23 protein-coding genes are annotated in these 26,081 nt (G+C 53.9%); 20 read left to right on the top strand and 3 right to left on the bottom strand.

The features are described from left to right. Window positions 1–232: 232 nt before the first annotated feature. The 3 genes from B2W96_RS06920 to B2W96_RS06910 all read left to right on the top strand — a co-directional run bounded on the left by B2W96_RS06920 (window position 233) and on the right by B2W96_RS06910 (window position 4,387). Window positions 233–2,572 carry a VapE domain-containing protein gene (locus tag B2W96_RS06920; RefSeq protein ID WP_293009556.1) on the top strand — a complete coding sequence of 780 codons (2,340 nt, stop codon included), beginning with the start codon at window positions 233–235 and terminating at the stop codon, window positions 2,570–2,572. Beyond that, window positions 2,569–2,850 (top strand): VRR-NUC domain-containing protein, encoded by a 282-nt coding sequence (locus B2W96_RS06915; RefSeq protein WP_293009555.1) that lies wholly within the window; start codon window positions 2,569–2,571, stop codon window positions 2,848–2,850. The genes B2W96_RS06920 and B2W96_RS06915 overlap by 4 nt, the downstream gene beginning before the upstream one ends. A 160-nt stretch (window positions 2,851–3,010) precedes the next feature. Then, entirely contained in the window at window positions 3,011–4,387 is a 1,377-nt protein-coding gene (locus B2W96_RS06910) for a DEAD/DEAH box helicase (RefSeq protein ID WP_293009554.1), read from the top strand. Between the two features lie 55 nt (window positions 4,388–4,442). Here B2W96_RS06910 and B2W96_RS06905 read toward each other — a convergent pair whose 3' ends face one another. Both B2W96_RS06905 and B2W96_RS06900 read right to left on the bottom strand, forming a co-directional pair. Then, window positions 4,443–5,042 (bottom strand): hypothetical protein, encoded by a 600-nt coding sequence (locus tag B2W96_RS06905; protein WP_293009553.1) that lies wholly within the window; start codon window positions 5,040–5,042, stop codon window positions 4,443–4,445. Window positions 5,043–5,135: 93 nt separating this feature from the next. Further along, on the bottom strand, window positions 5,136–5,462 hold the full coding sequence (locus tag B2W96_RS06900) for a hypothetical protein (RefSeq protein WP_293009552.1): 327 nt from the start codon (window positions 5,460–5,462) through the stop codon (window positions 5,136–5,138). A 218-nt stretch (window positions 5,463–5,680) separates the two neighbouring features. On the opposite strand from B2W96_RS06900, the gene B2W96_RS06895 reads away from it, so the two are divergent. The 12 genes from B2W96_RS06895 (at window position 5,681) to B2W96_RS06840 (ending at window position 17,656) form a co-directional block, all read left to right on the top strand. Next, a complete protein-coding gene (locus B2W96_RS06895; protein ID WP_293009551.1) occupies window positions 5,681–5,878 on the top strand; it encodes a hypothetical protein in 198 nt (65 codons plus the stop codon). Window positions 5,879–6,940: 1,062 nt separating this feature from the next. Further along, the gene (locus B2W96_RS06890) at window positions 6,941–7,351 is read left to right on the top strand and encodes a terminase small subunit (RefSeq protein WP_349680143.1); all 411 of its coding nucleotides are present in this window, start codon (window positions 6,941–6,943) and stop codon (window positions 7,349–7,351) included. Window positions 7,352–7,363: 12 nt separating this feature from the next. Further along, window positions 7,364–7,609 carry a hypothetical protein gene (locus B2W96_RS06885; protein WP_293009549.1) on the top strand — a complete coding sequence of 82 codons (246 nt, stop codon included), beginning with the start codon at window positions 7,364–7,366 and terminating at the stop codon, window positions 7,607–7,609. Beyond that, window positions 7,606–8,016 (top strand): hypothetical protein, encoded by a 411-nt coding sequence (locus B2W96_RS06880; protein WP_293009548.1) that lies wholly within the window; start codon window positions 7,606–7,608, stop codon window positions 8,014–8,016. The genes B2W96_RS06885 and B2W96_RS06880 overlap by 4 nt, the downstream gene beginning before the upstream one ends. 316 nt (window positions 8,017–8,332) lie before the next feature. Then, on the top strand, window positions 8,333–9,241 hold the full coding sequence (locus B2W96_RS06875) for a hypothetical protein (RefSeq protein ID WP_293009547.1): 909 nt from the start codon (window positions 8,333–8,335) through the stop codon (window positions 9,239–9,241). Window positions 9,242–9,284: 43 nt separating this feature from the next. Continuing rightward, a complete protein-coding gene (locus B2W96_RS06870; protein WP_293009546.1) occupies window positions 9,285–10,337 on the top strand; it encodes a chitobiase/beta-hexosaminidase C-terminal domain-containing protein in 1,053 nt (350 codons plus the stop codon). Between the two features lie 51 nt (window positions 10,338–10,388). Beyond that, window positions 10,389–11,792 (top strand): phage terminase large subunit, encoded by a 1,404-nt coding sequence (locus B2W96_RS06865; RefSeq protein ID WP_293009545.1) that lies wholly within the window; start codon window positions 10,389–10,391, stop codon window positions 11,790–11,792. 3 nt (window positions 11,793–11,795) lie between these two features. After that, window positions 11,796–13,604 (top strand): hypothetical protein, encoded by a 1,809-nt coding sequence (locus B2W96_RS06860; RefSeq protein ID WP_293009544.1) that lies wholly within the window; start codon window positions 11,796–11,798, stop codon window positions 13,602–13,604. A 13-nt stretch (window positions 13,605–13,617) separates the two neighbouring features. Then, entirely contained in the window at window positions 13,618–15,282 is a 1,665-nt protein-coding gene (locus B2W96_RS06855) for a hypothetical protein (RefSeq protein ID WP_293009543.1), read from the top strand. 11 nt (window positions 15,283–15,293) lie between these two features. After that, the gene (locus B2W96_RS06850) at window positions 15,294–16,559 is read left to right on the top strand and encodes a hypothetical protein (protein ID WP_293009542.1); all 1,266 of its coding nucleotides are present in this window, start codon (window positions 15,294–15,296) and stop codon (window positions 16,557–16,559) included. A 10-nt stretch (window positions 16,560–16,569) separates the two neighbouring features. Next, entirely contained in the window at window positions 16,570–17,214 is a 645-nt protein-coding gene (locus B2W96_RS06845; protein WP_293009541.1) for a hypothetical protein, read from the top strand. Further along, entirely contained in the window at window positions 17,207–17,656 is a 450-nt protein-coding gene (locus tag B2W96_RS06840; protein WP_293009540.1) for a putative ABC transporter permease, read from the top strand. Before B2W96_RS06845 ends, B2W96_RS06840 begins: the two co-directional genes overlap by 8 nt. A 47-nt stretch (window positions 17,657–17,703) precedes the next feature. Here B2W96_RS06840 and B2W96_RS06835 read toward each other — a convergent pair whose 3' ends face one another. After that, complete coding sequence (locus B2W96_RS06835) at window positions 17,704–18,363, bottom strand: peroxiredoxin (RefSeq protein ID WP_293009539.1); 660 nt, start codon at window positions 18,361–18,363, stop codon at window positions 17,704–17,706. 171 nt (window positions 18,364–18,534) lie between these two features. Here B2W96_RS06835 and B2W96_RS06830 point away from each other — a divergent pair, with 171 nt between their 5' ends. The 5 genes from B2W96_RS06830 to B2W96_RS06810 all read left to right on the top strand — a co-directional run bounded on the left by B2W96_RS06830 (window position 18,535) and on the right by B2W96_RS06810 (window position 26,023). Continuing rightward, on the top strand, window positions 18,535–19,008 hold the full coding sequence (locus B2W96_RS06830) for a phage holin family protein (RefSeq protein WP_293009538.1): 474 nt from the start codon (window positions 18,535–18,537) through the stop codon (window positions 19,006–19,008). A gap of 50 nt (window positions 19,009–19,058) precedes the next feature. Further along, window positions 19,059–19,247 carry a hypothetical protein gene (locus tag B2W96_RS06825; RefSeq protein ID WP_293009537.1) on the top strand — a complete coding sequence of 63 codons (189 nt, stop codon included), beginning with the start codon at window positions 19,059–19,061 and terminating at the stop codon, window positions 19,245–19,247. Between the two features lie 8 nt (window positions 19,248–19,255). Next, window positions 19,256–19,822: a YcbK family protein gene (locus B2W96_RS06820; protein WP_293009536.1), complete on the top strand. Its 567-nt coding sequence runs from the start codon at window positions 19,256–19,258 to the stop codon at window positions 19,820–19,822. Between the two features lie 90 nt (window positions 19,823–19,912). Continuing rightward, window positions 19,913–21,268 carry a hypothetical protein gene (locus B2W96_RS06815; RefSeq protein WP_293009535.1) on the top strand — a complete coding sequence of 452 codons (1,356 nt, stop codon included), beginning with the start codon at window positions 19,913–19,915 and terminating at the stop codon, window positions 21,266–21,268. Between the two features lie 108 nt (window positions 21,269–21,376). After that, window positions 21,377–26,023 carry a hypothetical protein gene (locus B2W96_RS06810; RefSeq protein ID WP_293009534.1) on the top strand — a complete coding sequence of 1,549 codons (4,647 nt, stop codon included), beginning with the start codon at window positions 21,377–21,379 and terminating at the stop codon, window positions 26,021–26,023. The last annotated feature ends 58 nt before the right edge of the window (window positions 26,024–26,081 follow it).

Raw genomic sequence — 26,081 nt, 5'->3', positions numbered from 1 at the left:
CATCAACAATTGCGCTACCGTTCATCGCAACATCCCCTCTCATTTTCTCTTATATTACAAAATATCCCCAATTAATTCAAGAGGTGGTTACATGAAATACCAGCTAAAAATGCGTTTGTTTCTTTGTAAAGTCGGCCTTTTTTTCCTTCGGTTAATTAAATGCTTACTATTAAAAATCAAAAAGCTCGCCAAAGAAAAGTAAAACGAGGACTACGCAAAGGAGTGCCCCTCCATGATGACAAATGATCGAAAAATAATTATTTCCGCAGGCGCAAGCAGGCTGGCAAAGGTCTGGACGCGTCAGACACTGCTGCTCTCGGAACTCTATACCCGGCTGGCCACGCCCGCCAGAGGCACAGAGACGCTTGATACCTACCTGTCTCTGCCCAAGAACCAGCAGGACACCCTAAAAGATGTGGGCGGCTTTGTGGGCGGGGCGCTCAACGGCCCGCGCCGCAAGGCTGGCGCGGTGGCGGGCCGGGATATCCTGACACTTGACCTTGACCACATTCCCGCCGGACAGACAGAAGCCGTCCTGCGGCGTGTGGAGGCTCTCGGCTGCGGCTACTGCGCCTACTCAACACGCAAGCACTCCCCGGCAGCTCCCCGGCTGCGGGTAATCCTGCCGCTGGACCGGACGGCGACGGCGGATGAATACGAAGCCTGCGCCCGGAAGCTGGCGGACATGATCGGCATTGACATGGCCGACCCGTCCACCTTCGAGCCGTCCCGGCTGATGTACTGGCCCTCCTGCTGTGCAGACAGCGAGTATATCTATCAAGTGGGGGACAAGCCCTTACTGTCTACCAACGGCGTGCTGGGACTGTATGACGACTGGCACAACGTTGCTTCATGGCCGCAGGTTCCGGGCGCAGACAAAGCCCCCAAGCACCTTGCCACGCGGCAGGGCGACCCGGAGGAAAAGCAGGGCGCCATTGGCGCATTCTGCCGTACATACGACGTGCTTCAAGCGGTGGACAAGTTCCTGCCGGGGGTTTACGAGCCTGTGCCGGGATTTGACGACCGATATACCTACACCGGCGGCAGCACCACCGGCGGTGCAATTATCTACGACGGCGGCAAGTTTCTGTTTTCCCACCACGCTACGGACCCATGCGGCGGTCGGCTGGTCAACTCCTTTGATCTGGTGCGCCTGCACAAATTCGGCGATCAGGACGACGACGCGGCGCCCGGTACTCCGACGAATCGGCTTCCGTCCAGCGCGTCCATGCTTGACTTGTGCCGGCAGGACACCGCCGTTTCTGATTTGCTGCACAAAGAGCGGGGTGCGGAGATTTTGGAAGCATTTCAAAAGACCGACAGCCCCGCCAACAGCGAAGACCTTGCTATGTTTCTCGGCGGGCTGAAAGGCGAAGTGCTAACGACCGATGTGATTCGCCGGTTGGTGGCACTGTTGGGAATCCAAATCAAACTAAACGATGTGACGTGGCATGTCGAACTTTCCGGCTACCCACGAACATGGTCACGGGCCAACGCTGGAAATTTACTCCCGGTTCCGCTGCTGGACCGGCTTAAATTGGCCGGCGTAAAAGGCGCGGCAAAAAACACGGTGGCGGACTGTCTGGATGTGATCGCAGAAGAATGCCGATTTAACCCGGTCACGGAAATGTTTCAAAATACACAGTGGGACTGCGCGGACCGTGTCACAGAACTTTATGATATCTGGGGCGTGACGGACCCGCTCTCCCAGACGCTGATCCGCAAATGGCTGCTGCAATGCGTAGCCATGGCCTACAATGACGAATACAGCCCGCAGGGGGCTGACGGAGTTCTTGTCCTGCAAGGGGATCAGGGGATTGGCAAAACAAGCGCCCTGCGCCAATTGGTGCCGTTGCCGCGCATGTTCAAAGAGGGCGCAAAGCTGGATCTACGAAACAAGGACACCTATATGCAGGCACTCAACAGTTGGATTTGTGAGTTGGGAGAGTTGGACCGCACCACCTCCCGCGACAGCGCCGGACTGAAAGCCTTTCTCACGCAGGATATGGACGAGTACCGCACGCCCTATGCGCACAATGCCGTGCAGCGGCCCCGAAGAACGTCTTTCTGCGGCACGGTAAACCCCGGCGAATACCTGATTGATGACACGGGAAACCGCCGATTCTGGACAGTGCCGGTGGAATACATAGACCTTGACCGGCTGTTCGCAATTACAAACGACTGGAAGATGCAACTATGGGCGCAGATGGCAGTGGAGTATCAGGCACAGCCGGGAGGTTTCCGCCTGACAAAAGAAGAGCGCCAGCAGCTTGGAGGCGTCAACACCACATACACCCGCGCGCTGGACTTTGAAGATGAGCTGCGGGACATGCTCAATTACGAACTCCCCGTTGACCAGTGGGGCGAGTTTACGTCTGCGCAGGTAGCGGCGAGGTTGGAAGCAAAGCCGCCCGCAAATCGGCTGGGGCGTGTGCTTGCGAAACTGACGGGGGAGGACCCGCGAATCGAAGCAAGGCTGCGTGAGGGCCGGAAGCTGTATCGCTTACCGCTCCTAAGCAATTGTGTTGTGTCTCCGTTCCCCATGGCGGCATCAGCGGAGGAAAAATCATGAAAGAAAGTGCAATTGAGGCCAAGCTGGTGCGCATGGTGCGTGACCGGGGCGGCCTGTGTTATAAATTTGTTTCGCCGGGAAACCCCGGTGTGCCGGATCGAATTGTGATTACGCCGGACGGGAAGACCATCTACGCGGAATTGAAAACGGAAGTTGGGAGGCTGGCGGCAATTCAGAAATGGCAGATAACCGAAATGCAAAAGCGCGGCATGGACGTGCGGGTACTAAAAGGTTTGCCGGAGGTCAGGGCTTTTGTGGAGGAGGTGATGCCGTTGTGAAAACCGGAACCATGAAGAACACGTGGGACAACCCTTTTACTGGCCGCGTCTGGCATGAGTGCGGAGCTTGTAGAGGCATAGTCTCCGCGAAAGCTGATGTTTGCCGACATTGTGGCGCGGTATTTCTGAATGTGCCGAAAAAGAAAGTCGGTGGTGTCCAATGAAGTTTATACCCCATCCGTATCAGCGGTATGCCGTAGAACGGATTATACAGGACCCTGCGCTGGGCTTGTTCCAAGACATGGGATTAGGTAAAACTGTGGAGACGTTGACCGCTATTAACGACCTGCGGTATAACCGCTGGCAGGTTTCCCGGGTGCTGGTAGTGGCGCCGAAAAAAGTAGCCGAAGCGACGTGGCAAAACGAGGCGCGGCGCTGGGACCATTTACAGCACTTGCGCATTGTCTCCGTGCTGGGTACATCAAAGCAGAGGGTCAAGGCGCTGTACACCCCTGCGGATATCTGGGTAATTAACCGGGAGAATATCCCGTGGCTGGTGGACTACTATCAGCAGGACTGGCCTTTTGACATGGTTATCTTGGATGAGTCCAGCAGTTTCAAAAATGCGCAGTCCAAGAGATTCAAGAAATTAAAGCTGGTGCGCAGCCGGATCAGGCGCATTGTGGAACTGACCGGCACGCCCGCGCCGAATGGCCTGGAAGACCTTTTCGCGCAGGTATACTTACTTGACGGCGGGCAACGGCTGGGCAAGACCATGACCAGCTACCGGGAGCAGTTTTTTACACAGGACTACGCGCACCCGGGGCAGCAGTACCGGACCTATTCGCCGCAGGATCACGCGGATAGCCGCATTCAGGATGCAATCTCAGATATCTGTATCAGCATGAAAGCAGAGGACTATCTGACGCTGCCGGAGTTCATCGAAGATGATATTCCCGTCGTACTAGACCCAGCGGCGAAAAAGGCTTACGAGAAGCTGGAACGGGAAACGCTGCTGGAAGTGGACGAGGACACCATTACCGCCGGGAGCGCGGCTGTGCTGAACGGGAAGCTGCTGCAACTGTGCGGCGGCGCTGTCTATGGCAATGATGGCGCTGTGGTCAACATCCACGATTGCAAAATGGAAGCGTTCATGGAGATCATCGAGCAGCTCCACGGGGAACACGCACTGGTGTTTTACTGGTTCAAGCACGAGCGGGACAGGCTACTCGCAGAATTGAAAAAGACGGGTCTGCGTGTGAGGTCTTATCAGGGGCCGGAGGATGAAGACGAATGGAACGCCGGGGAAGTGGACGTGCTGCTGGCACATCCCATGAGCTGCGGCTACGGGCTGAATTTGCAGCAGGGCGGACACCACGCGATTTGGTACACACTGCCGAACTGGGCGCTGGAGATTTACCAGCAGGCCAACAAGCGACTGCACCGGCAGGGACAGAAGCACCCGGTCATCGCCCATATCCTGCTTGTGCAGGGCGGCGTAGACGAGGACGTGCTTGCATCCCTGAATGCCAAGGGCGACACACAGGAAACGTTAATGCAGGCGCTAAAGGCGAGGATTGAGCGGGCACGTAAATAAGAAAATCCCCAGAGAGCATTTATGCTCTCTGGGGTATTCGAGGTTGGGCTTAATTTTATTGAAAATCCGGAAGTTCCTCGCCGCGGCACGCTAACTGTGGGCTGAAACACGGCGCGCTAAAAATTCGTGGTGTTTGATCTGGATACTCATAAGCTTCGTTTCTAATGAGCCTATATAAGTATAAATTCAAGACTATTAGGCCTGCCACAGAATTAAACGCGTTCTCTTGATTTGCCAGTTTAAAGTTTGAGTGTCTACTGTGTTTCATTTTTTGGTAGTCGTGCCACCAGTTGGGGGAATTATATGGGTCAATAGCCCAGTCGTAAAAAGGTTTTATCAGTTCATCGGTTTTGTCGTTGCGTAATTCACATTGGGTCAATTTGGGGAACCGATTCAAAATGATAGGCGTGTACTTTAACATAGTGCCCTTGTTTTTGCTGTTGTCAAAAATAATACTGGGATTAATTGCACTGCAAAGCAGCTTGCATATACTATCGATTTCAGCACAGGCGAGGGAAATGATTTGAGCAAATTCGGCTGAATACGTTGAACTATTAGCCTCACACACTTCTACGAATCTGGTTGTTTCTTCGAGGTTCTTCTCAATGTATAAGCAGTATTGCCAGTAATGGTATAGGTCTTTGTGATCCAGCATGTACTTACGCCTCCTACTGATATGTGACTTGATGTCATTACAAAGAAATGAGGTTGCTATTTTGCTCGGGGGGCCGGCCGTGGTACTTTGTAATTAAAAATATCTCTCGGCATTTTCTTGCGCAGCTCTGTGGTCTACCATATTTGGATCATAAAAATAATACCTCCAGCCTCCATCTCTTATTGAAATCGCCTCATCGCAAGGCGACCCAAAATTACCTTCCCCATCCCAAATACGGTGCCCCCCATTCTCGACGATAATTTCATACACAAGGGCCATCGAATTGTTAATTATGTTCTGAGACGAAAAATCAAATTGACCTTCAAAAATTTGTCCGATAGAATCCCACTGCTCGATTGTGTCGCGTATTTGGGGCTGCATTAATGTGAATAAATAGTTTTTAGTAACCCCACTAGGCATAAAATTGTCCACTCCTCTTCAACACCTTAAATGTGTAGTAAGGCGGGTTTTGTGCACGCTTAGAGAATCGCATGGACGTGGGTATACACGGCCTTCACGATATTAACTATATAATATACCAACATTTTACAAGATTCAACTTTTTTATATTGGTTTTGTTTAGCACCCGCATATATGGCGGACTGATATATGCGGGTATTAAAAAAGGAAGAGGCTTTATGAAAGAAAGAAAATTAGCAACGACAACGGCGCAGCGACGTGCGTCCCTCAAATGGGAGCGCAAAAACAATGAGAAGATAACAGTCAAGCTTAGACGGGAGGTAGACCCAAGCAAAGCTCAGCTGGAGGCCGCAGCTAGAGCCAGCGGGCAGAGCGTCAATGCGTGGATTATTGATGCGATCAAAGATAAACTGTGATGTATTTAATTCCGGTGGAGCAGTGCGGTGGAGTAGAAATACGACGTTTTACTCCACCGGTGGAGCGGTGGAGCACCGGTGGAGTAGATTTTTACGTGCTCCACCGGGTTAAAACCCCTGTGCGGCAACGGGGTTATGATATTCCGGTGGAGTAGGTGGAGTAGATTCATATTCTTGATTATTAGAGCGTACAGGGAGACATAGAGGGCATATACATACGCCCTGTACGCTCTATACGCCCTCCCGCGAGAGAATAGACAACTTACCCCACCGCTCCACCTACTCCACCTCCGGGCTTTTTCAGGCCGTGGCGCATGGCTGCGCATCGCGTCTTTGCCGCTTTGCGATTTTGGGAGAGAATGGACACGGGGAAGTATAAAAAACGCGCGGGTGATTGCAATTTGCAATAAGCGTGGCTTATATTTAGGGCGCAACCAATCAAACCGGGCTGTAACGGCCAATTAGGGGCGCAAATACGCAATATTTAACTGTTCATTAAGTGTTTTTACTGATACATCAGGCCTTTTACGCGCAACTGTGTATTTACTGTGCTATTTGACCCCATGAATCGGCTGATTTTGGCGCGGTGGCTGGGTTGGTGGCCTGGGTGGGCTGGGCGCAGCTACGGGCTCCGCAGGGGGTCGACCGACAGGGGCCCCGATGTCTAGGTTTCAAGGTATCCGGGAGGGGTGGCGGAAAAAGGGCGGGCCCCTCGCTGGCAGGGTAGGTAATATACAGCACACGCATTCCGCGGTCCCTGAGAACAAGCCAGTTCCGCCCTGCGGATTTTACAGGATGGGATTGTGCATGCATTCCGCGGTCCCTGAGAACTTGGCGGATTTGCGCTCCCGGGCAAGGGGTGGCGGAAAATCAGGGGGTGGGGGTTTCACAGGTCGGGCGCCCAAAAATACCAAAGGCCCCCGTCAGTTTTAAAATATAACAACATTTACTAAAATGTTTAAAAAGTTATCAATATTTGCGAATTAGCAAAAAAGTGACGCTTGAAATATATGGAAGATTTGATATAATGCAATTAAGCATAGATAAAATCGCGCGTGAAAGGTGGTGGCAGTCACGGCAAAAAAGAGTGCGAGCAAAAGTCAGGAATACGCGACCGCCGACGCTTTAAAAGCGAAATGCGAGTCGTATTTTAGCCAGTGTGACGAAGACGAGGTATTGTACGGTGAGGCAGGCCTTGCGCTTTATCTCAACGTTACGATTAAGACGCTGCGGCGCTGGTATGATGGAGAGCGCCACGAGGATTTTCAGGATACCGTTCAAATGGCTTTCATGAGGATTCAAAACCAGATTGAGACGGACCCCAGATATCAGGAAAAAGGCATGGTAACTCGTGGTATTTTCCTGAACAAGCAGCCGCGTTTCGGCGGGTACCAGGACAAGGTTGAAGCGAGACAGGACATTTCCGTGAACGTAAATATGGGCAAGGGAATGGACGAATCGGATTTCAAGTAACGGAGGTCCGGAATGCGAATTTTGGAAATATCAATTCTGACATGCGCCCTGATACTTTTGATTGCGCTGCTGGTATCCATTCTGTGTTACACTCGAATCCGGCTGGCGGAGATCAAAGCGTGCGGAAATTTCAAGCCCGAACACGGGGACGAAGGGTGCACGCAGGAACTTGCAAAACCGTTTCCCGGCAGTGTTGATGAGGGCGTTGAAAATATTATGACGTATAGCGTAGGTGGGAAGGCCGGTGATTCGCTGTGAAAGTGCAGGACGTCTTCGACAAGGCAATCCGGCTGATGGACGAGCAAAACGAATCCACCGGAACGACCGTTACCGCCGATACGAAGGAATATCTGGTGAGAACGCCGGATATTTTAGATTCCATTCTTGCACGGGTAAGTTTATCCGTTGGCTGCCCTTACGTGCGGGTAACCGCGGCGGGGGATGAAATTCAACTTGACGATGCAGTTGTTTCTGGAGTGCTGCCCTATTATCTGGCATCAGCGCTGATTGCGATTGAAGCGCAGGACAGCGTACTTGCGGCATATTTTAGCAAGGCGGGCGACGCGGCGTTGGCTGTTATCGCCGCACGGCTTTCAAAAGCTGAACCGGGGCCGGTCGAGGACGTGTACGGCGGGCTTGAGTACGGGGAGTTTGCAAGATGGTGACGCGGGGATGGTATACGTGCCCCGGCTGCCACAGAAAGCTGATTAAAATAACCCGCAGTTCCACAATGTACCGTGTTCCGGTGTATTGCCGGGCCTGTCGGTCTGAATGGTTTCCGGCCATATGGAACGGAAAAGAGCTGGAAGCCGGGCAAGCGTTTCCACTGACCGGCGAAAAAATATCATAACAAGCTAGAGCGTTTAGCGCCAGAAGCACGGGAGAGATCCCGGCTTTTGGTGCTTTTTATTTTGCCATGTGCGGCAGACCAGCCGCCATGGAAAACAAGAACCGGCAGACCAGCCGGGGAAAGGTAATTTTATGGAAAACGAAAATATGAACCCTGCCGAGGAAACTTCCGAAACCACGGATGCTTTTCTGGATGGCTGGGACCCGGACGGCATAGAGGACTCCGAGACCTCGGAGGCTGAAGCGCTGGAGAGCAATACCGAGGAGCCCCCGGCATCGGAGTCGCAGGAGCCAGCGCAGGAGCAGGCGCCGGAAAAATCAGGCACGCCGGAAGAAACCACTTCTGAAAAGCCCGAAGAACCCGAAGAACCTCCCGCGACTGCGCCGGAAATTCCCAAGACGTGGACGCTGCGGCATCTGGGCGAGGAAAAGGCCGTAAACGAGCAGGAGATGACCACTCTTGCACAGAAGGGCCTTGATTATGACCGGGTACGGGAGAAATACGACGCGGCAAAGCCAGTCATGGAGATGTTTGCGCAGATGGCGAAGCAGTCTGGCATGACCGTTGAAGAGTATGTTTCCTTTGTGAGAACGGAAGCGAAAAAGTCCGCGGGCATGAATGCCGACGAAGCAAAGCGCGCGGTGGATCTGGAAGACCGCGAAAGCGCTGTTTTAGCAAAAGAGGCCGAGGAGGCCGAAAAGCAGACTGCCGCCCAGCAGGCAGCGCAGGCTGAGGGTTCCGCAGAGGAACGGCGAAATGCCGATATCGCGGAATTCCAGAAGACATTCCCGGATGCGGCAAAGGACGCGGGCAGTATTCCGCAGGAAGTTTGGGACGCCGTGAAACAGGGGCAGCGTTTGGCGGTTGCCTATGCGCTGTGGCGTGAGAAACAGGCACTTGCGGAGACGGAACGTGTAAAGCAGGAATCGGCGGCAAAGGAGCAAAACGCGAAAAACGCGGGGCGCTCCACAGGCAGTATGAAGACCGCCGGAGCGGAAAGCAAAGCCAGCGATTCGTTTTTAGACGGATTCGGTTCCTGATACGCTCCTCTCCGCATCCATATGACGAAAGAGAGGAAAACAAATGATCAATTACGCAACCAAGTATGAATCCAAGATTGCGGAGCGATTCAAGAAAGCGTCCATTACGGACGCGGACTGCGGCCACGAATATACATTCGTCGACCCCAATAGCAAGACGATCCGTATCGGTTCCGTGAACACCGTGCCCGAGACGGAGTACAACCGAACCGGCAGTAACCGCTTCGGCAGTGTCCACGACGTGGGCGATATCCTTCAGGAAATGACCTGCGAATGCGCGCCTGCGTTTTCTTTTACCATTGACGCGCTGGACGGCACAGATCAGGCCATCGAAAAATCCGCCGCCAAGGCGCTGCGCCGGCAGCTGGATGAGGTGACGGTCCCCAACATGGACAAGCGGCGCATCAAGAAGTGGTGCATGGGCGCGAATATTCAGGCTTTGGAACCCACTGCTCCCACGAAGTCCACCATCACCGGCATGATCATTGATCTGGGCGCGAGAATGACGGATGCTCTGGTTCCGCTGGAGAATCGGACCCTTTACATCGGTACGGAGTACTACAAGCTGCTGAAGCAAAACCCGGATTATCTGGGTGTGGATGCGCTGGGCAAAGAAGCGCTGACCAAGGGCGTTGTGGGTGAGTTTGACGGTAACCGGGTCAAGCCCATCCCTTCCCGGTATATGCCCGCAGGCGTGTACTTCTTCATCAAGTACAAGGGCAGCACGGTCGACCCCGTAAAGCTTCAGAAGTACGACATTCTGTCCAAGGTACAGGGATATTCCGGCCCCGTGGTGCAGGGTGTGACTTACTACGACAGCTTTGTGCTGGGAACCAAGGGCGACGGCATCGCCGTGTGCGGCAACGCTACTGCAATTCTGGCGGTGCCCGTTATGGCCATTGCCAGCCATGCGGTTACCATTACCGCTGTATCGGGTGTGGTGTTCAAGTACACGGTGGACGGCACGAACCCCCGGTATTCCACCACCGCCGAAACCTACACCGCCCCCGTGACGCTGGCCGCAGGCCAGACCATGCGTGCCATTGGTACAAAGGACGGCAGCGTTGGCGTTGAGGGAACCAAGGTCTACGAATAATCAATGAAATCAGGGGGCCGCAATGGCCCCCTGAACGGGATTTTGGGAAAGGTGAACGCATTGGCATACAAGAGTTTTAGCAAAGCGGGCGGCGAGTTCTATGTAAATTTTGGACACGCCAATGAGAAGCAAAAGCAGTTTTATCAGGCCCGTGAATTATATGTGTGCTACGGAGGCGCGCGCGGTGGCGGAAAGAGCCACGGCATTCGCGTGAAGTCTGTGGGCGGTGCGCTGACCTATCCCGGCATCCGAATTTTAATCATCCGCAAGCATTATCCGGATATGGAAAACTCCCTGATTACCCCGATCATTCAGATGGTTCCCATACAGATTGCCAGTTACAACCAGCAGGCGCACATTATGCAGTTCGCAAATGGCTCCACGATCAAGTTTGGGCATTACGACACCGGATCAGACCTTGAGTACCAAGGGCAGGAGTTTGACTGGATTTTCATTGATGAGGCGACCCAGTTTAGTGAGGCGCAGTTCCGCGTGCTGGGCGCGTGCCTGCGGGGCACTTCCAACATTCCCCGCCGGATGTATCTTACCTGCAATCCGGGTGGAATCGGGCATCTGTGGGTTAAGCGGCTGTTTGTCGATCGGGAGTATCAGAACGGCGAAAAAGCAGAGGACTATCGGTTCATTCAGGCAACCGTGGACGATAACCCGGATTTGTTAAAAGGCTCTCCCGGATACCTGAATATGCTGGACACGCTGCCCGATGATGTGCGCCGCGCGTGGCGGTACGGCGACTGGAACACGCTTTCCGGCATTTTCTTCCCGGAATTTCGCAAAAAGACTCACGTCATTGAACCGTTTGTTCGTGTTCCGCAGGAGTGGAAGAAATATCGCGCGTTTGACTACGGTCTCGACATGTTCGCCTGCCTATGGATTGCGGTTGATTTTGACGGGCGGTGCTATGTGTACCGGGAGGTGCAGCAAAGCGGGCTGATCGTTTCCGCAGCAGCGGCGCTGATGAACAGTCTGACACCGCCCACGGAGCGGATTGAGTTCACGATTGCGCCGCCGGATATGTGGAATCGACAAAAGGACAGCGGACGCACGATGGCCCAGATATTTATGGAAAATGGTGTGGGAATCCTCAAAGCATCCAATAACCGAATTCAGGGCTGGATGGCGCTAAAAGAAATGCTGAAGCCCCTGCGCTCAGATAAGGATCGTCCGGGGCTGCTGGTGACAAATGAATGCGTAGGGCTGATTCGGAATCTCCCGGCCATTCAGCACGACCAGAAAAACCCTTCTGACTGCGCAACAGAACCACACGACATCACGCACATATGCGATGCCTGCCGCTATTTTGCGGTTACCCGCGTGATGGGGGCACAGCGAATGGAAACGCGGGAAGTGGAGGAGCTGGGCGACGATGGCGAGGACTACGACGAGGGAATGACCGGCGGTGCGTGTGACGAGTCCTATTTAAACTACGGAGGGTAAACCATGGCGAATTCCATTCTGTCAATTAAACGCTTTTTGGGACTGAACGAGAATCCTGACGGCGATACCAAAATTAAAGACGGGGAATTGTCAGAGCTTCAGAATTTCAGGATTACCCTTGACGGGCATTTGCAGGTGCGCCCCGGGAGCGCAACCGTTTTCGACCTGCGCACCGTCTGGGATGCTTGGTGCGCGGTCTCCGGAAATATTCCCTCCACGAGTGCGCCGGAGTTCTCCGGGGCGTGGTATGGCCTTGTGGGAGCTGCCGCGGTGCTCTTGTGTGCCTTTGGCGGCGTAATTTTCAAAGTAAATCTGGCAGACTGGACCGCCATGGCGGTTGGAACCTGTACGCAGGACAAAACTTCTTTTTTCGGGTTCGGCGGCAAAGTTTATTTGCTGAACGGACATGAGTATAAAGCGTGGGACGGCACGGCGTTTTCAGACGTAGTGGGGTATGTGCCCACCGTTCAAACCGCAACTTCGCCCACCGGGGCCGGGACGACGCTTCAACCGGTGAACCGGTTGACCGGGCTTCGCAAGGTGAAATTCTCCCCCGATGGGACCGCAACGGAATTCCAATTGCCTGAAACCGACATTTCCGCCGTGACAGAGGTTTTGGGAACCGGCGTTACCTATGCCGCTGATTTGGTCGCCGGAAAGCTGACATTCGCCAGCGCGCCCGCTAAGGGGACCAACACTGTCACTGTCACCTACCGGAAGGGGGGCGGCGCAAGGGCGGAAGTTGCGGGGATGCACTTCTGCGAAACATTTAATGGCAGTACAGATACCCGCGTTTTCCTTTACGGGGACGGCACCAACAAAACGCTCTATTCCGGCCTTGATTATGACGGAAACCCAACGGCAGAGTATTTTCCTGACCTCTACGAAATGTCTGTGGGGGAAAGCAACACACCGATTACTGCGCTGGTCCGCCATTATTCCCGGCTGGTGGTGTTCAAGACCAACAGCGTATATTCCTGTCAGTACGGCACGGTTACGCTGGATGACTCCAGCACAACGGCGGCATTTTACTGCACTCCCGTTAACCGGGAGCTGGGGAACGAAGCCATGGGGCAGGTTCGCCTTGTGGAAAACAACCCGCTTTCCCTGTGTTCCAGCAGTATCTACGAATGGAAATCAACCTCTTCATCCGGGAACCTAGTCTCGGACGAGAGGACGGCAAAGCGAATCAGTGACCGTGTATGGGCCACGACAAGCGGCATGGACTTGTCTCGGATTACAACGTTCAGCGACCGGGACAGCTATGAATTCTGGTTTTGCCTTGGGGACGAGGCAATTATTTTAAACTATGCAAATAACACCTGGTATCGATATAAAGGGATTCCTGCCGCACAGCTTTTAAAGTGCAGTGGAAAGGTACTGGCCTTTGCTGTCGACGGCAAAATAAGGCACGTCTCCCGGCAGTACCGGAACGATGACGGCGCCGCAATTGAGGCGCGGGCGGCGACAGGGGCAATGGACTTCGGCAAGGAGTGGATGCGAAAGTATTTCACGCTGGTGTTCGTATCTATTCAGCCGGAAGACGGCGCGAGGATTTTAATTTCAGCGGAGAGCAACCGTCGCAGTGACTACCCGAAAAAAGCGGTATCCGCCAGTATGGCAACTTTTTTTCACATGGACTTTAACCACTTTTCATTCAATACGAATCGTAAGCCGCAGGTAAAGCGGATTAAGCTGAAAGTGAAAAAGGCCACGTTTTACAAGTTGGTATTTGAAAGCAACAGTGCCACGGCGACCGCAACAGTGTTGCAGGCAGACATACAGCTGCGATATTCCGGAAACGTGAAATGAGCGAGGTGGAATCATGAGAAAATTTAGCCCGACACCCCAAAACGTGTATAAAGAATACCGCGCGGGGCTGGATTTCAATAACAACATTGAGCTGTACCGGAATGTTGAGACCAATGAAAACTTTTTCATTGGGAAACAGTGGGAGGGGGTAAAGTCCAACGGTCTTCCAACCCCCGTATTCAATTTTTTAAAGAGGGTTGTCCTGTTCTCCGTAGCGAACGTATCCACGGATAACCTGAAGCTCCACGCGGAGAATATGCCGTCCACGGGGGAAAGGGACCCCCATACCATGGAAGTCCTGACGGACATTATTAACGATCAGTTTGCCAATATCTTTGAGATGAACAGCATTGGTTCCTGCGTCCGGGAGTTTGCCCGAAATGCCGCAGTGGACGCGGATGGCTGCACGTACACCTATTTTGACCCTGACACGGATATCGGGCAGACGGCCCGCGGAGATATCCGCACGGAGGTCTTGCAAAATACGCAGGTTACCTTCGGGAATCCCAACAGTCGGGATGTGCAGTCTCAGCCGTTTATCATTATCGACCGGCGAATGCTGGTGGATGAGGCCATTGACAGGGCCATCGCAAACGATATCTCGGAAGAGGACGCGGAGAGCTTGATTCTGCCCGACGACAAGGAAAATCTCTCCGACAGCAATCTTGACCGGCTGGGGGGCGGCAAAGTTACGGTGCTGCTCCGGCTGTGGCGGGATAAAAAGACCGGGAATATTCACGGGTATGAGTGCACACGGGATTGCGTGGTTCGCGAGGAGTGGGATCTCGGCATTAAGCTATATCCGGTCACTTGGATGAACTGGGATTACGTACAGGACTGTTACCACGGGCAGGCGATGATTACGGGTTTGATTCCCAATCAGATTTTCGTAAACAAGCTGTTTGCCATGTCCATGATCTCCCTTATGACACTGGCGTACCCGAAGGTAGTCTTCGACAAGACGCGAATCAATAAATGGGATAACCGGGTGGGCGCGGCGATTGGGGTTAATGGCTCCGTTGAGAACGTGAGCAAGATTGTGGACCCGGCTACTATCTCTCCCCAGATTGCGCAGTTTATTGACCTCGCGGTCAGTTACACACAGAAGTTTCTTGGCGCCTCTGATGTGGCGATGGGAGATACCCGACCGGATAACACCTCCGCAATTATTGCTTTGCAGCGGGCTGCGGCAACGCCCATGGAGTTGACAAAGCAGAATCTTTTGAAGAGTGTGGAAGACTTGGGCCGCATCTACATGGAGTTTATGGGTGAGTATTACGGGTCCCGGTTCGTCCAGATTCCCAACCCCTACGACACGGACAAACTGGTGGTTCCGTTTGACTTCACTATTCTCAAAAAACTGCCGTTTCAAATCAAGCTGGATGTTGGAAATTCCTCCTATTGGTCTGAAATTGCAAGTCAGCAGACATTGGATAACCTTTTGATGCAGGGCAAAATTTCCACGGTGGATTATCTGAAGCGGCTCCCCGCCGGGTCCATTACTGACCGCGAAGCACTGATTAAGGCCATGCAGCAGCCGCAGACACTGTCGCAGGACGGCGCTTCTGGTGAAGGTGCACCGTCGGGTGGCGAAAGCGTCCCGCTGGTGGGAGGCCGCGGCAATCACGAGCTGCAACGGAAAATCAACCAAACGGGAGAAGTCCCGCCGGTAATGTGAGGTAAAACAATATGGCGTTGAGCAGATTTGAAAAAAATATGCAGATCATTCAGGCATTGGATGACGAGCCTAACGACGTGGGAGGAATGACAGCCACTGAGTTAAAAGCGACGTTTGACGAGGGCGGAGAGGCCGTCAAAGAGTATCTCAACGGTGTGCTGGTTCCTGCGCTGGACACCTACATAGCGCGGGTAGATAACCCTCACTCCGTGACCAAGGCGCAGGTAGGGCTTGGCAACTGTGACAACACCGCAGATACCGACAAGCCTGTGTCTGTGGCCCAAACGGCGGCTATCGCTACTGCGAAAGCGGAGGCTGTCAGCGTAGCTGCGTCTGATGCAACTGCTAAGGCAAATGTTGCAAAAGCGGAGGCCATTTCAGCAAGTGACCCGGCAGGAGCGGCCACCTCGGCAGTATTGCAGCATAACACCGCCGAAGCGGGAGTGCATACGGCGCTATTCGCTAAAAAGCTTGATAAAACCGGCGGAACACTGACCGGACCGCTGACATTAAGCGGAGCCCCGACGGCAGCGCTCCACGCGGCCACTAAGCAGTATGTTGATGAGGTATCCGCCGGTGTCGTTCTTGGCCAGATTCCGGATGGGTCGATCACTTCGGAAAAGCTTTCCGGGGGCGTTAACACGACGCTTGCGACAAGCACGGCGCATGTGGTGCGGACGGATAATCCCCACAGCGTGACGGCGGCGCAGGTTGGTGCGGACCCCTCCGGCAGCGCGGCGGCGGTACAGGCTAATCTGAACGCCCACACGGTACGCATGGACAATCCCCACGGGGTAACGGCTGCACAGATTGGGGCGGCGGTGGCGAGCCATACCCACACTCCGGCACAATGCGGTGCAGACCCAGCGGGGAGCGCCGCTGCGGTGCTGGCGCAACTTGCGGATCGGGCGAAGATTGCTACGGGGTCATATGTTGGGACTGGCACTTCTGAAGCAAGCAATCCTACGACCATCTATTTTCCATTTGCGGCAAAAATACTAATTATTGAGTACTATCCAACCACGCCATCAGCAGGTCATACTGGCTTTGCCGTGACACTTAACATCGAAGCAATCAAGAAAGTGCCCAAACAAAGCGGAATTGGGAAGTTTGTTGGATTTATCCCAAACTCGAACCTGGGTCAATTGGCCTTTTTAAGAAGTAGTAACGACACTGATAATTTACTAAGCTTATCTATTTATAGTACTGGCTCGGATGGGACGGTCTCACAATTTAACCTGCTAAATGTTACGTATAACTGGGTCGCCATTGGATAAGGAGACGTTTATGAAAATTATTGAAATTGAGGCCCAGTCTAATGGAGCGCACAGGAACCAAACGCTGGGGTTTGAAATCCCTGTTCCCGACGGCTGGGCTGTTATTCCCGATGATATGGCAGTTCCTGACACGTTTCCGTTCGTGAATATCACGGTTGAAGATAATATTGTTGTTTCCATTGCGGCTGGGGTCGTGCCAGAGGCGGCATCTCCCACGGCGGCGGAAATTAAGGCGGAGCGCAGCACGGCCATTAAAGCGGCCTGTGCCGAGGCCATCACAGGAGGATTCGACGCGGATGTGCTGGGGCGGGGGATGCTGCACTACACTCTGACGGAAATTCAGCAGCGGGACTTGCAGACGCAGTATGCAGCCGTGCGGGCCGGAGCCACGGAGGCCCTTTGGCACGACAGTAGCCGGGTTACGCACGAGGTCTATACGACAACGCAATTCATGGAGCTGTTTCAGACAGGGTACGCATACATCATCTCCTGCAAAATCCGATCTGACTGGTTGGAGCAACTGGCCCACGATCTGGCCGATGCGGATAAGCTCACCGAGGCCGCTGCGGTTGACTGGGATACAGAGCTACCGGAGGCGTACCAGACGCAGTGCGACGCGCAGATTGCCGCCATGATGGGAGGCGGCAATGAATAAGTCCGGGGACGTAATTCTAAGCGGACTACTGGCCTGTTTCGTGGGAACGGTGTACTTTCTCATGGAAGTGGCGTGGAAGACCGCGCGGGGGCATCCTGAGGGGATTAGCTGGACCATGCTGGTGCTGGCACTGCTGCTGGGCCTTGTGCTGGAGCGGATAGGCGCGGAGCTGCCGTGGAATTGCCCCATCTGGGCGCAAGCGCTTTTATGTGGCCTTGCCATCACGGCGGCGGAATTTCTGGCCGGGTGCATCGTCAATTTGTGGCTGGGGTGGCAGGTGTGGGACTATTCCCATTTGCCGGGGAATCTGCTGGGGCAGGTCTGCCCGCAGTTTACGGCCCTGTGGTGCCTTGCCGCCGGGCCGGTGATTGTGGGGCTGGACTGGATGCGGTATGCCGTTAGGGGGGGCGAGAGGCCGCGATACGATTTACGAGGGAGTTAATACTGTAAGGAATATAAAAATTCCGCCCCGAAGTGGGGCGGAATAGGTTAGTTATGATCGGAACTTTCGGGAAGCTCCTTGCCGCACAAAAACCAGTCTCTACAGGTAAGTCCCTCGCTCTGTGGATTATTCTGGCGAGAAAGCAGAGCGTCATAAGTTTGAGGTGGAGGGACTAGAACAGGCTGTCCGGGTTGCCAGTTTGCTGGCGTAACTACATGGTATTGGTCACTGGTTTGCAAAGCTGTGACCAGACGAAGAATTTCGGGAATACTCCTGCCATTTGTAAGGGGATAGATCAAAATAGCGCGGATTTTCTGATCGGGGTCGATAATAAACACATTACGTACGGTTTCTTGCTTGCTGACGTCTGGGGCAATCATCCCATACATTCGAGCAATATCCCCCATGCGGTCGGCCACAACCGGGAAAGGAACCTGAACGCCAGTGGTCAGGTATATCGCGTACACCCAGGCAAGATGAGATGGATTGCTGTCGATGCTCAATCCTAAAAGCTGAGTGTTCTTATCTGCAAACTGCTGTTGTGCTTCTGAAAAAGCAATGAATTCAGTGGTACAAACTGGCGTAAAGTCGCCGGGATGCGAGAAAAAAACTAGCCATTTACCCTTGAAGTCAGACATTTTTATAGGGCCAAATGTTGTGACTGCGGTAAAGTCAGGCGCTTGCATGCCTATGGAAAGATGATCCATTAATGCACCTCCTCTATACAATTTATGCTGGAAAAGAGTGGATGCTACTTGGTGGTGAGCTGATGACAGGACGAGAAGCCGTTGGCGCGATTATCTTGCTGGACTGGATGCGGCACGCCGTCAGAGGCGGCAAGAGGCCGCAATACTTTTTGAAATAAGAGGGAATTGGGAATGGAACACAATGCGTTGTTAAATACAAAAGCGGCGATTGCCGCAATTCTGGCGGCGCTGACGGCCTTTTGGGGCTGGTTCGGGTGGCTGGTGGTGGTCTGGGTGGGCATGATGCTGCTGGACTGGCTGATCGGCAGCGCGGCGGCCTTTAAGAAAGGGAAGTGGAGCAGCGCGAAGCTGCGGGCCGGTGCGTGGCACAAGGGCGGCGAGGTGGTGATTGTGGTAGTGACGCTGGTGGCGGACTGGCTGATCGGGCTGGTTGTCGCAAATATTCCCGGCATTACGTTGCCATTTGAGTATTCCGTGCTTCTGGCGCCGTTGGTAATTGTGTGGTACATCATCGGGGAGCTGGGCAGTCTCGCGGAGCACGCCGTGACATTCGGTGCGCCGGTCCCGGGGTGGCTGGTATCCGCGCTGGAGGCTGGGAAAAAGGCCGTGGACAGCGCGGGGGACAAGCTGACCGGAGATAAATAGTTGTAATCCAGCCGCAAGGGCGGCAGAAAATATATTTTTGGAGGTACATTATGAACAATCCCGACATGAGCAGAAAGCCCGAACACGCGGGCCAGACCGTGCAGCAGGGCTGCTTTGCAATCACCTATGACGAGCTGGGGTACGCCACAAAGGCGGTGCTGACGAGCCACAGTCCCGGCGTGGTGGTGGATGGGGAAGTTATTCCCGGCGAGCCGATCAAACGGCCCGACAGGGAGTAATAATGAGCGTGAAAAGCTACTCTAAGCGGCAAAGCGGCGGCGTGAAGCTGTCCGCGAACTTCACCGTAGCGGAGTTTGCCTGCCATGACGGAAGCGACACTGTGATGATCTCCGGGGAACTGGTGGCATTGCTCCAGAAAATCCGGGACCACTTCGGAAAGCCCGTCACCATCAACAGTGCGTACCGCACGACGGCGTGGAACTCCAAGCAGGGCGGTGCGCCGAAGTCCCAGCATCTTTTGGGCATGGCGGCGGACATCACCATTTCCGGCGTGCCGCCGCTGGCAGTGGCGCAGTACGCAGAGTTTTTGCAGCCCAAGGCCGGGGGCATCGGAGTGTATCAATCCTTCACCCATGTGGATGTGCGGGCCGTCAGGACGCGCTGGGACAGCCGCAGCGGCAGTGAGAAGGCCGTGCCCGGCTGGCCGGGGTATACGGAGGCATCCGAACTGGACAAGGCCGTGGACAGGCTTGTAGCCGCTGGAGTGATTGACAGCCCCGACCGCTGGAAGTCTGGGAACTGGACAAAGCGGGCCGTGGAACTGTTGATTATCAAGATGGCGGCAAAGGTCTGACGGCGACTGAGGCGCGTTGGCCCAGTAAATACGTAAAGCCGAACAGGGCGGGGCACTGCCCCGCCCTTATTTTCAAGAGAGGTGGAGACAATGGCAAAAACAAACGGTCCTGACATGTCCCGCGACACATCGAAAGCCGGACAAACTGTTTCGCAAGGGCAGTATTCAGTATCATACGACAGCGACGGGTATGCGAAGAGTGGCACAAAAACTTCTGACAGTCCGGGTGTTGTTGTTGACGGCACGTATTACAGCGCAGAAAGTCTGGGAGGCGGGGGAAGCTCTAGCGGGGGCGGCAGTTCATCCTCTAGTAGCACGCAAAGCTCATCTGGAACGTCTTCTGCGGGAAGTGACTACACGCAGTATTTAAAAGACCTGTATGCAGCGCAAACAGCATCCCAGTTGGCGGCGCTGAAAAGTACTTACGATCAGAACACGGCAGATTTGTCGGCGCAGGCGGCAAAAATTCCACAGACGTATGGTGCTGCACGAAACGATGCTGCGGCACAGAACGAGATTGCAAAGCAGTCTTTTAACGAATACGCGGCGACCCGTGGGCTGAATACGGGCACTTCTGGGCAGGCGGCGCTTGCTAATTCGTCGGTGCTGCAAAAAAATCTTTCGTCCATCAGCACGGGTGAGGCGGATGCACTGAGCGAAAACGCGCTGGCGGCGCAAAAATTAAAGTCTCAGTACGACTCCGCCATCAATCAGGCACAGGCCAGCGGCAATGCTCAGCTTGCGCAGGCGCTTTATCAGGAGTATGTGCGGCAAGCGGATGCTCAGGTGGCGGCGCAGGCGGCGCAGCAAGCGCAGAATAACTGGGAAACGCAGTACCAGACGCAATTGCAGCAGTACGCAGATAGTCAGAACCAGTGGCAGCAGGAATTTGATTATAGCAAGCAGAGCGACGCGCAGAAGTATGCGTACAATCTGGCAGCGTCCATGTTGAGCCAAGGAGTTATGCCGGATGCAGCCACGCTGACCACTGCTGGAATATCTTCTGCCGATGCGCTCAGTATGAAATTGTCGGCGGTGCAGGGGCAATCCACGGGGACCGTATCGGCTACGTCGGTCAAGAAATCATCCAATAGCGGCGATGCCGTGTCGTATGATAACGGGGGACTGAGCACATCTCAGATCAAGCAGCTGCAAAACTACTATGGTGTTACGGCGGACGGATACTGGGGGGCCGCATCCGCCAAAGCCGCAGGTACGCTGGGAGCAGATCAGGCATGGTATAACTACAAGCTAAATGCGGGTGGTTCGACCGGCGGAATGAATATCGCCAACTATAACGGGTTGAAACGGACTATTACCGGGCTTAAAAATGCCGGTAAGAACGATAACGCGGCTTCGTACATTGCGGCGAATTGGGACAACCTGAATGCCGAGCAGCAATCTGATCTCAGAAAGTATTGCGCAGAAATCGGTATTTCAATATAACCGGAGGGACATATGGCAAAGCTTGACATTAAATTTAATAATAGCGGCAAAATATATTCGTTTGATACGGAGACCGCAAAGAAAAAGCCGGTGTCTGTCCAAGAGGAAATGCGAAACAGCGACCCTCGCCCCAACGATCCCGTGACGCAAATGCTGATTAGCGATTTGTCAAAGCAGACCCGCACAAGCCGCATCGCTGACACGGTGAGCGGTGCGTTGAAGTCTACGGCGGGAGGTCTGATGGACATGACAGGCGTGCTGTACCAATCCGGGCAAAATGCTCGGAGCGCGGGGAATCAGCAAACCCTGAACGAGTATAAAACCGCCCTTTACCGTGCGCAGCGGGAGCTTTCTGACATGCAGACTGAAAACGCCCGCAGTCCCGGCGCGTGGGGCGAGGTGGACCTGCAAGCACAGAGAAACATTCTTGCGGATGCCCGTAGAAAATACGATGCTATGAACAGGGTTGTTCAGGGAGGTGTTCAGCAAAAGGCCACGGATGCCGCCAGAGATTTTGCCGGTGACGTCACCGCCTCCGGAATGCAGGATGTGGAACGCGCGAAAAATGGCATGGGCAAGCTTGGAAAGCTGGCTGTGGACGTAGGCGTGGCCGGGGCGCAGATGGCGGCGGATGTTGGCATGGCGGCGCTTACCGGCGGCAGTGCGCTGATTCCTATGGCTGCACGCGCCTTTGGCGGAAGCACGCAGGACGCGCGACAAAGCGGGGCATCCTTTGGGCAGCAGGCGGCCTATGGTCTCAGCAATGCCGCGCTTCAGGTGGGCACAGAGAAGATGTTCAACGTAGCGGCCCCGTTTAAGAAAATGTTTGGCGCGGGCGTGTTGGATAAGGCCCTTGAAAAAGCGACGGCCAAATTGACAGGGAGTGCCGCAGGACGGGTCGCGCTATCCACGCTCAGCGAAGCATCGGAAGAAACGGTGGCGGGGATTCTGGACCCGCTCTTGAGAGCGGCCACGCTGGGCGAAACGCCGGAGTGGGATGCTGGGCAGATTTTGCAAGAGTCTCTGGTGGGCGGCATTTTGGGCCTTGCCGGGTCTGGCGTGGAGATTGCCACGCAGAAGCGCGGGAATGCCGCTCAGGAAGCCGCAGGAACGGCACAAAGCACCCCGGCGGGTAATTTTACTGCTGCGCCCAACGATGCAGTCACGCAGCTTTTTGTGGATGCGCTGGCAGGTAAAAAAGCAGCCAGCACCGGAACGGAATCGGCAAAGACGAATTATGACACCTCGGAGGCCACGGCGATTAGGCATGAGGGAAAGTCGTTCCGAAATTTAGTAGCTGGGTTTGATACGAGCGTGTCCGAATTTTTCAACAAGTGGAGAAATGGACGTAAAAGCCATCAGGGGGAAAAGCTTGAAAAGCTGTATTTAGGTAAACTCTCGGAAGGGTCCAGATCACAGGTAGCCAATATTCTCGGATATTCTGTGGGGGAAAGAAATGTTATCGTCACGAGTGACGACGTGAAGCACATTTTTGACCATCACGGGAGCGCCGAATTGGAGGCAAAACGGGGGAATCTGCCGATTGAGCAATGGGCTATCGACGCGCTCCCGGAAGTCATTTCCGCCCCTGATTCTATTATCCCGGGGGAAATTAAAAAATCCGGGAAAAATCCCGGAAAGCAAGGTGTTATATTCAGCAAAGCATTACAAAACGGACGCGTTATTACGGTGCAGTTTGACAACAGCAGTCGTAGGACAATGGAAATTACCACGATGTATGTAAAAGAAAATAGCGGAAATCCCACTCAGGCGCTGAACGTGGAAAATCAATCCCCGCAGCTTACGTCCGAGACGCCTCCTGATCCTGTGGTTTCCGCTACAAATAGTATACCCAGTTCAAACGCAAATGTCAAGAATGATATTCTTTTGGACATATTTACAGGCAAAAAGCGTCTTGAAAACGGGGAGTTTGTAGAGGCTCCCCAGCCTATGGGCGACGCAAGTTGGGCCGATGGCAGTTTGGGAAGTGCGCAGGCCGGTTTTGATCCGTATTCCCAACTGCAAAATCAGACCGACGCCGCGAACTTCCACGATGACGGGGCCAACGCTGCCCGCGTGGTAGATGTTCCGAAAACTAACTTTGAGGGCCGCAATGTTCCGGAAAGTGCGAAGACCGTCATGGGGGCGCAGGCGATTGACGGCGCTGATGTGCGCATGATCGAGAGTCAAATTGCAAACGGAACGCTGGCATTTGATACAATTACGGATGAAAAGGCCGTTGCAAAAGCCCAGAATGCCATCCGCGAAAAAACCTTTGATGGGGCGCTGGAGCAATACCGTGCAAGTGTTGAATCCAATGTGGCTTCCAAGGACAATACAACGCTGGGGCAACAGCTATTGATTCTGGCTATGCGCAGTGGCAACACCGCAAATGTGTCCGAACTGCTGTCCCTGTACACCCGAAACTCAACGACTGCCGCACAGGCTATGCAGGCTCAGGCGATTTTCCGCAAACTCAGCCCTGAGGGGCAACTTGTGTCCATTCAAAAAGCGGTAGATTCATTCAACCAAAAGCACGACACCACCATTGAAATTGATCCGGAGGACGTGGAGGCTTTTGTGGACGCGGAGGATGACGCGGCGCGGGATGGCGCGGCTGAAAGTATTTTCAAGCACGTTGCGGAGCAGGTCCCCGGAACCTTCACTGCAAAATTTGACGCGATCCGGTATCTGGCCATGCTGGGGAACCCCCGGACACACATCAGAAATATCCTTGGAAACACGCTCTTTCAAGTTCCGGTGGCTGCAAAAAACCGCGTGGGCGGTGTTGCGGACGCAATTGCAAGCGCGGTTAGTGGGGGGAAATACGAGCGCACAAAATCCATCAGCGGTGTCTCCCCCGCAAGTCAGCTTGCGAAAGAGAGTCGCGCAGATTGGGCGAACGCAAAGGCTTTCCTGTCCCACGGGGGCAAATTTGTCGAGGGGCAAACTTCTCTTTACAACATTGAATCGGAACAAAAAGCGTTTAAAGATAAGGGCCTCGGGGGTGCGATCAATAAGGCCTCCGAAATCAACAGTGCGTTGCTGGAAGCGGAAGATACGATTGCAAAGAAGTTTATCTACACTCAGAGCCTTGCTGGATACCTAAAGGCAAACGGCGTGCAGTCCCTTTCCAGCGCAGACCCCGGACTTTTAAACCGGGCCAGAAGCTATGCCGCGCAGGAGGCTCTGCGGAACACATTTAACGACACGAACGCGCTTAGCGAAGCGGTGTCCAGTCTCAACGGGCTGCGAAGCAGCAATAATAAGTTCAAGCGAGCCGCCGGGTATGTTGTGGAAGGGGTTCTCCCGTTCAAGAAGACCCCAGCAAATATTCTTATGCGCGGCGTGGAATACTCCCCTGTTGGTGCGGTGATGGGCGCGATTGACACCATTCGAGGGGCAAAGAGCGGAGACACGACAAAACTCACACAAGGCATCGACCGTATCGCGTCCGGTATGACAGGCTCCGTTCTGATGGCCGCAGGCATGCTGGCTTCTGGCGCCGGATGGGTCACTGGGGGCGGAGACGAGGATAAGAACCAACGCGATTTTGACAAGCTTCTCGGGTATCAGAGCTATGCGCTAAATTTAAAAAACGGAAAATCCATAACGTTAGACTGGCTGGCCCCTGCCGCAGTTCCGTTTTTTATGGGTGCACAGCTTCAGTCCGCGATGGAAGACGGCGGATTGAGCCTGGACGACACGGCATCTGTTATTAAAAGTATTTCGGATCCTATGCTTGAAATGACCACACTCCAAGGACTAAACGAGGTCGTGGAAAGTGCGGCATACGCAAAGCAACGAGGCGAAAACGTCCTCGCAGCCATTATAACCGCCGCGCTCACCAGCTACGTGACGCAGGTATTTCCCACAGCTCTAGGACAGATTGAGCGGGCGGGCGATAAGGTCCGCGAGACAACCTACGTTGATAAAAACAGCAAGGTCCCAACGGATTTACAATATCTTTTCGGGAAAGTTGCAAACAAAATCCCCGGCGTGGATTACAACCAAATCCCGTACATTGACGCATGGGGCCGAGAGGACGGGCAAGGCAGCGCGGCGGCAAGAACGGCAAACAACGTATTTAACCCGGCCTTCGTTTCTGACGTAAAGGTACGACCCGTCGAAAGGGAGCTTCAACGGATTGCGGATAAAACCGGGCGCACGTCTGTATTCCCGCAGAGGGCCGAAACTAAGGTCAATTATTCTGTGGACCAGGGGGGAGATAAGGTCCCAAAGGAAAAAAATCTGTCCTCCGGTGAGTATTTGAAATATGCAGTGGCCCTCGGAAAAGAGAAATACAATCTTTTGAACGCGGCGACAAGCGCTGAATATTATAAGTCCATGACAGACGATGAAAAGGCTGATTACGTTGCCAAACTGTACCAGTACGCAAAGGCACAGGCAGTCAAAACCGTGACGACTGGGTCTGTGAATGACACGTGGATTGACAATGCTCAGTCCGCAAAACGGGATCTCGGTGTTTCAGCGCCTGAATACATCGCCCTGCACGAGAAGTACGGGGTAGCTCTAGTCGGCAGCAGCTATGAAAAAGTAAAAATTGCTGTCAAGGCCGGAATTTCTATTGAGAACTACATGAGCATACGAGGGGCATTGGACGGAAACGACAATGGAAGTATTTCGCAGGCAGAAGCAAGATCTGCGCTGGAGGCAAGCGGTTTGTCAAGGGAACAAAAGGATGCAGTGTGGAAGTTAATCAACAGCTCGTGGAAAAAGAACCCGTATCAATAAAGGACAGGCGGAGGGGGTTTCCCCTCCGCTTTTTGGGTCATAAACTTAAGTTGCGCTC

The sequence above is a fragment of the Oscillibacter sp. UBA6647 genome, assembly GCA_002455655.1.
Lineage (GTDB): Bacteria > Bacillota > Clostridia > Oscillospirales > Oscillospiraceae > Oscillibacter.
The sequence above is the reverse complement of the archived record's forward strand: the minus strand, read 5'-3'. Positions and strand labels throughout refer to the sequence as shown.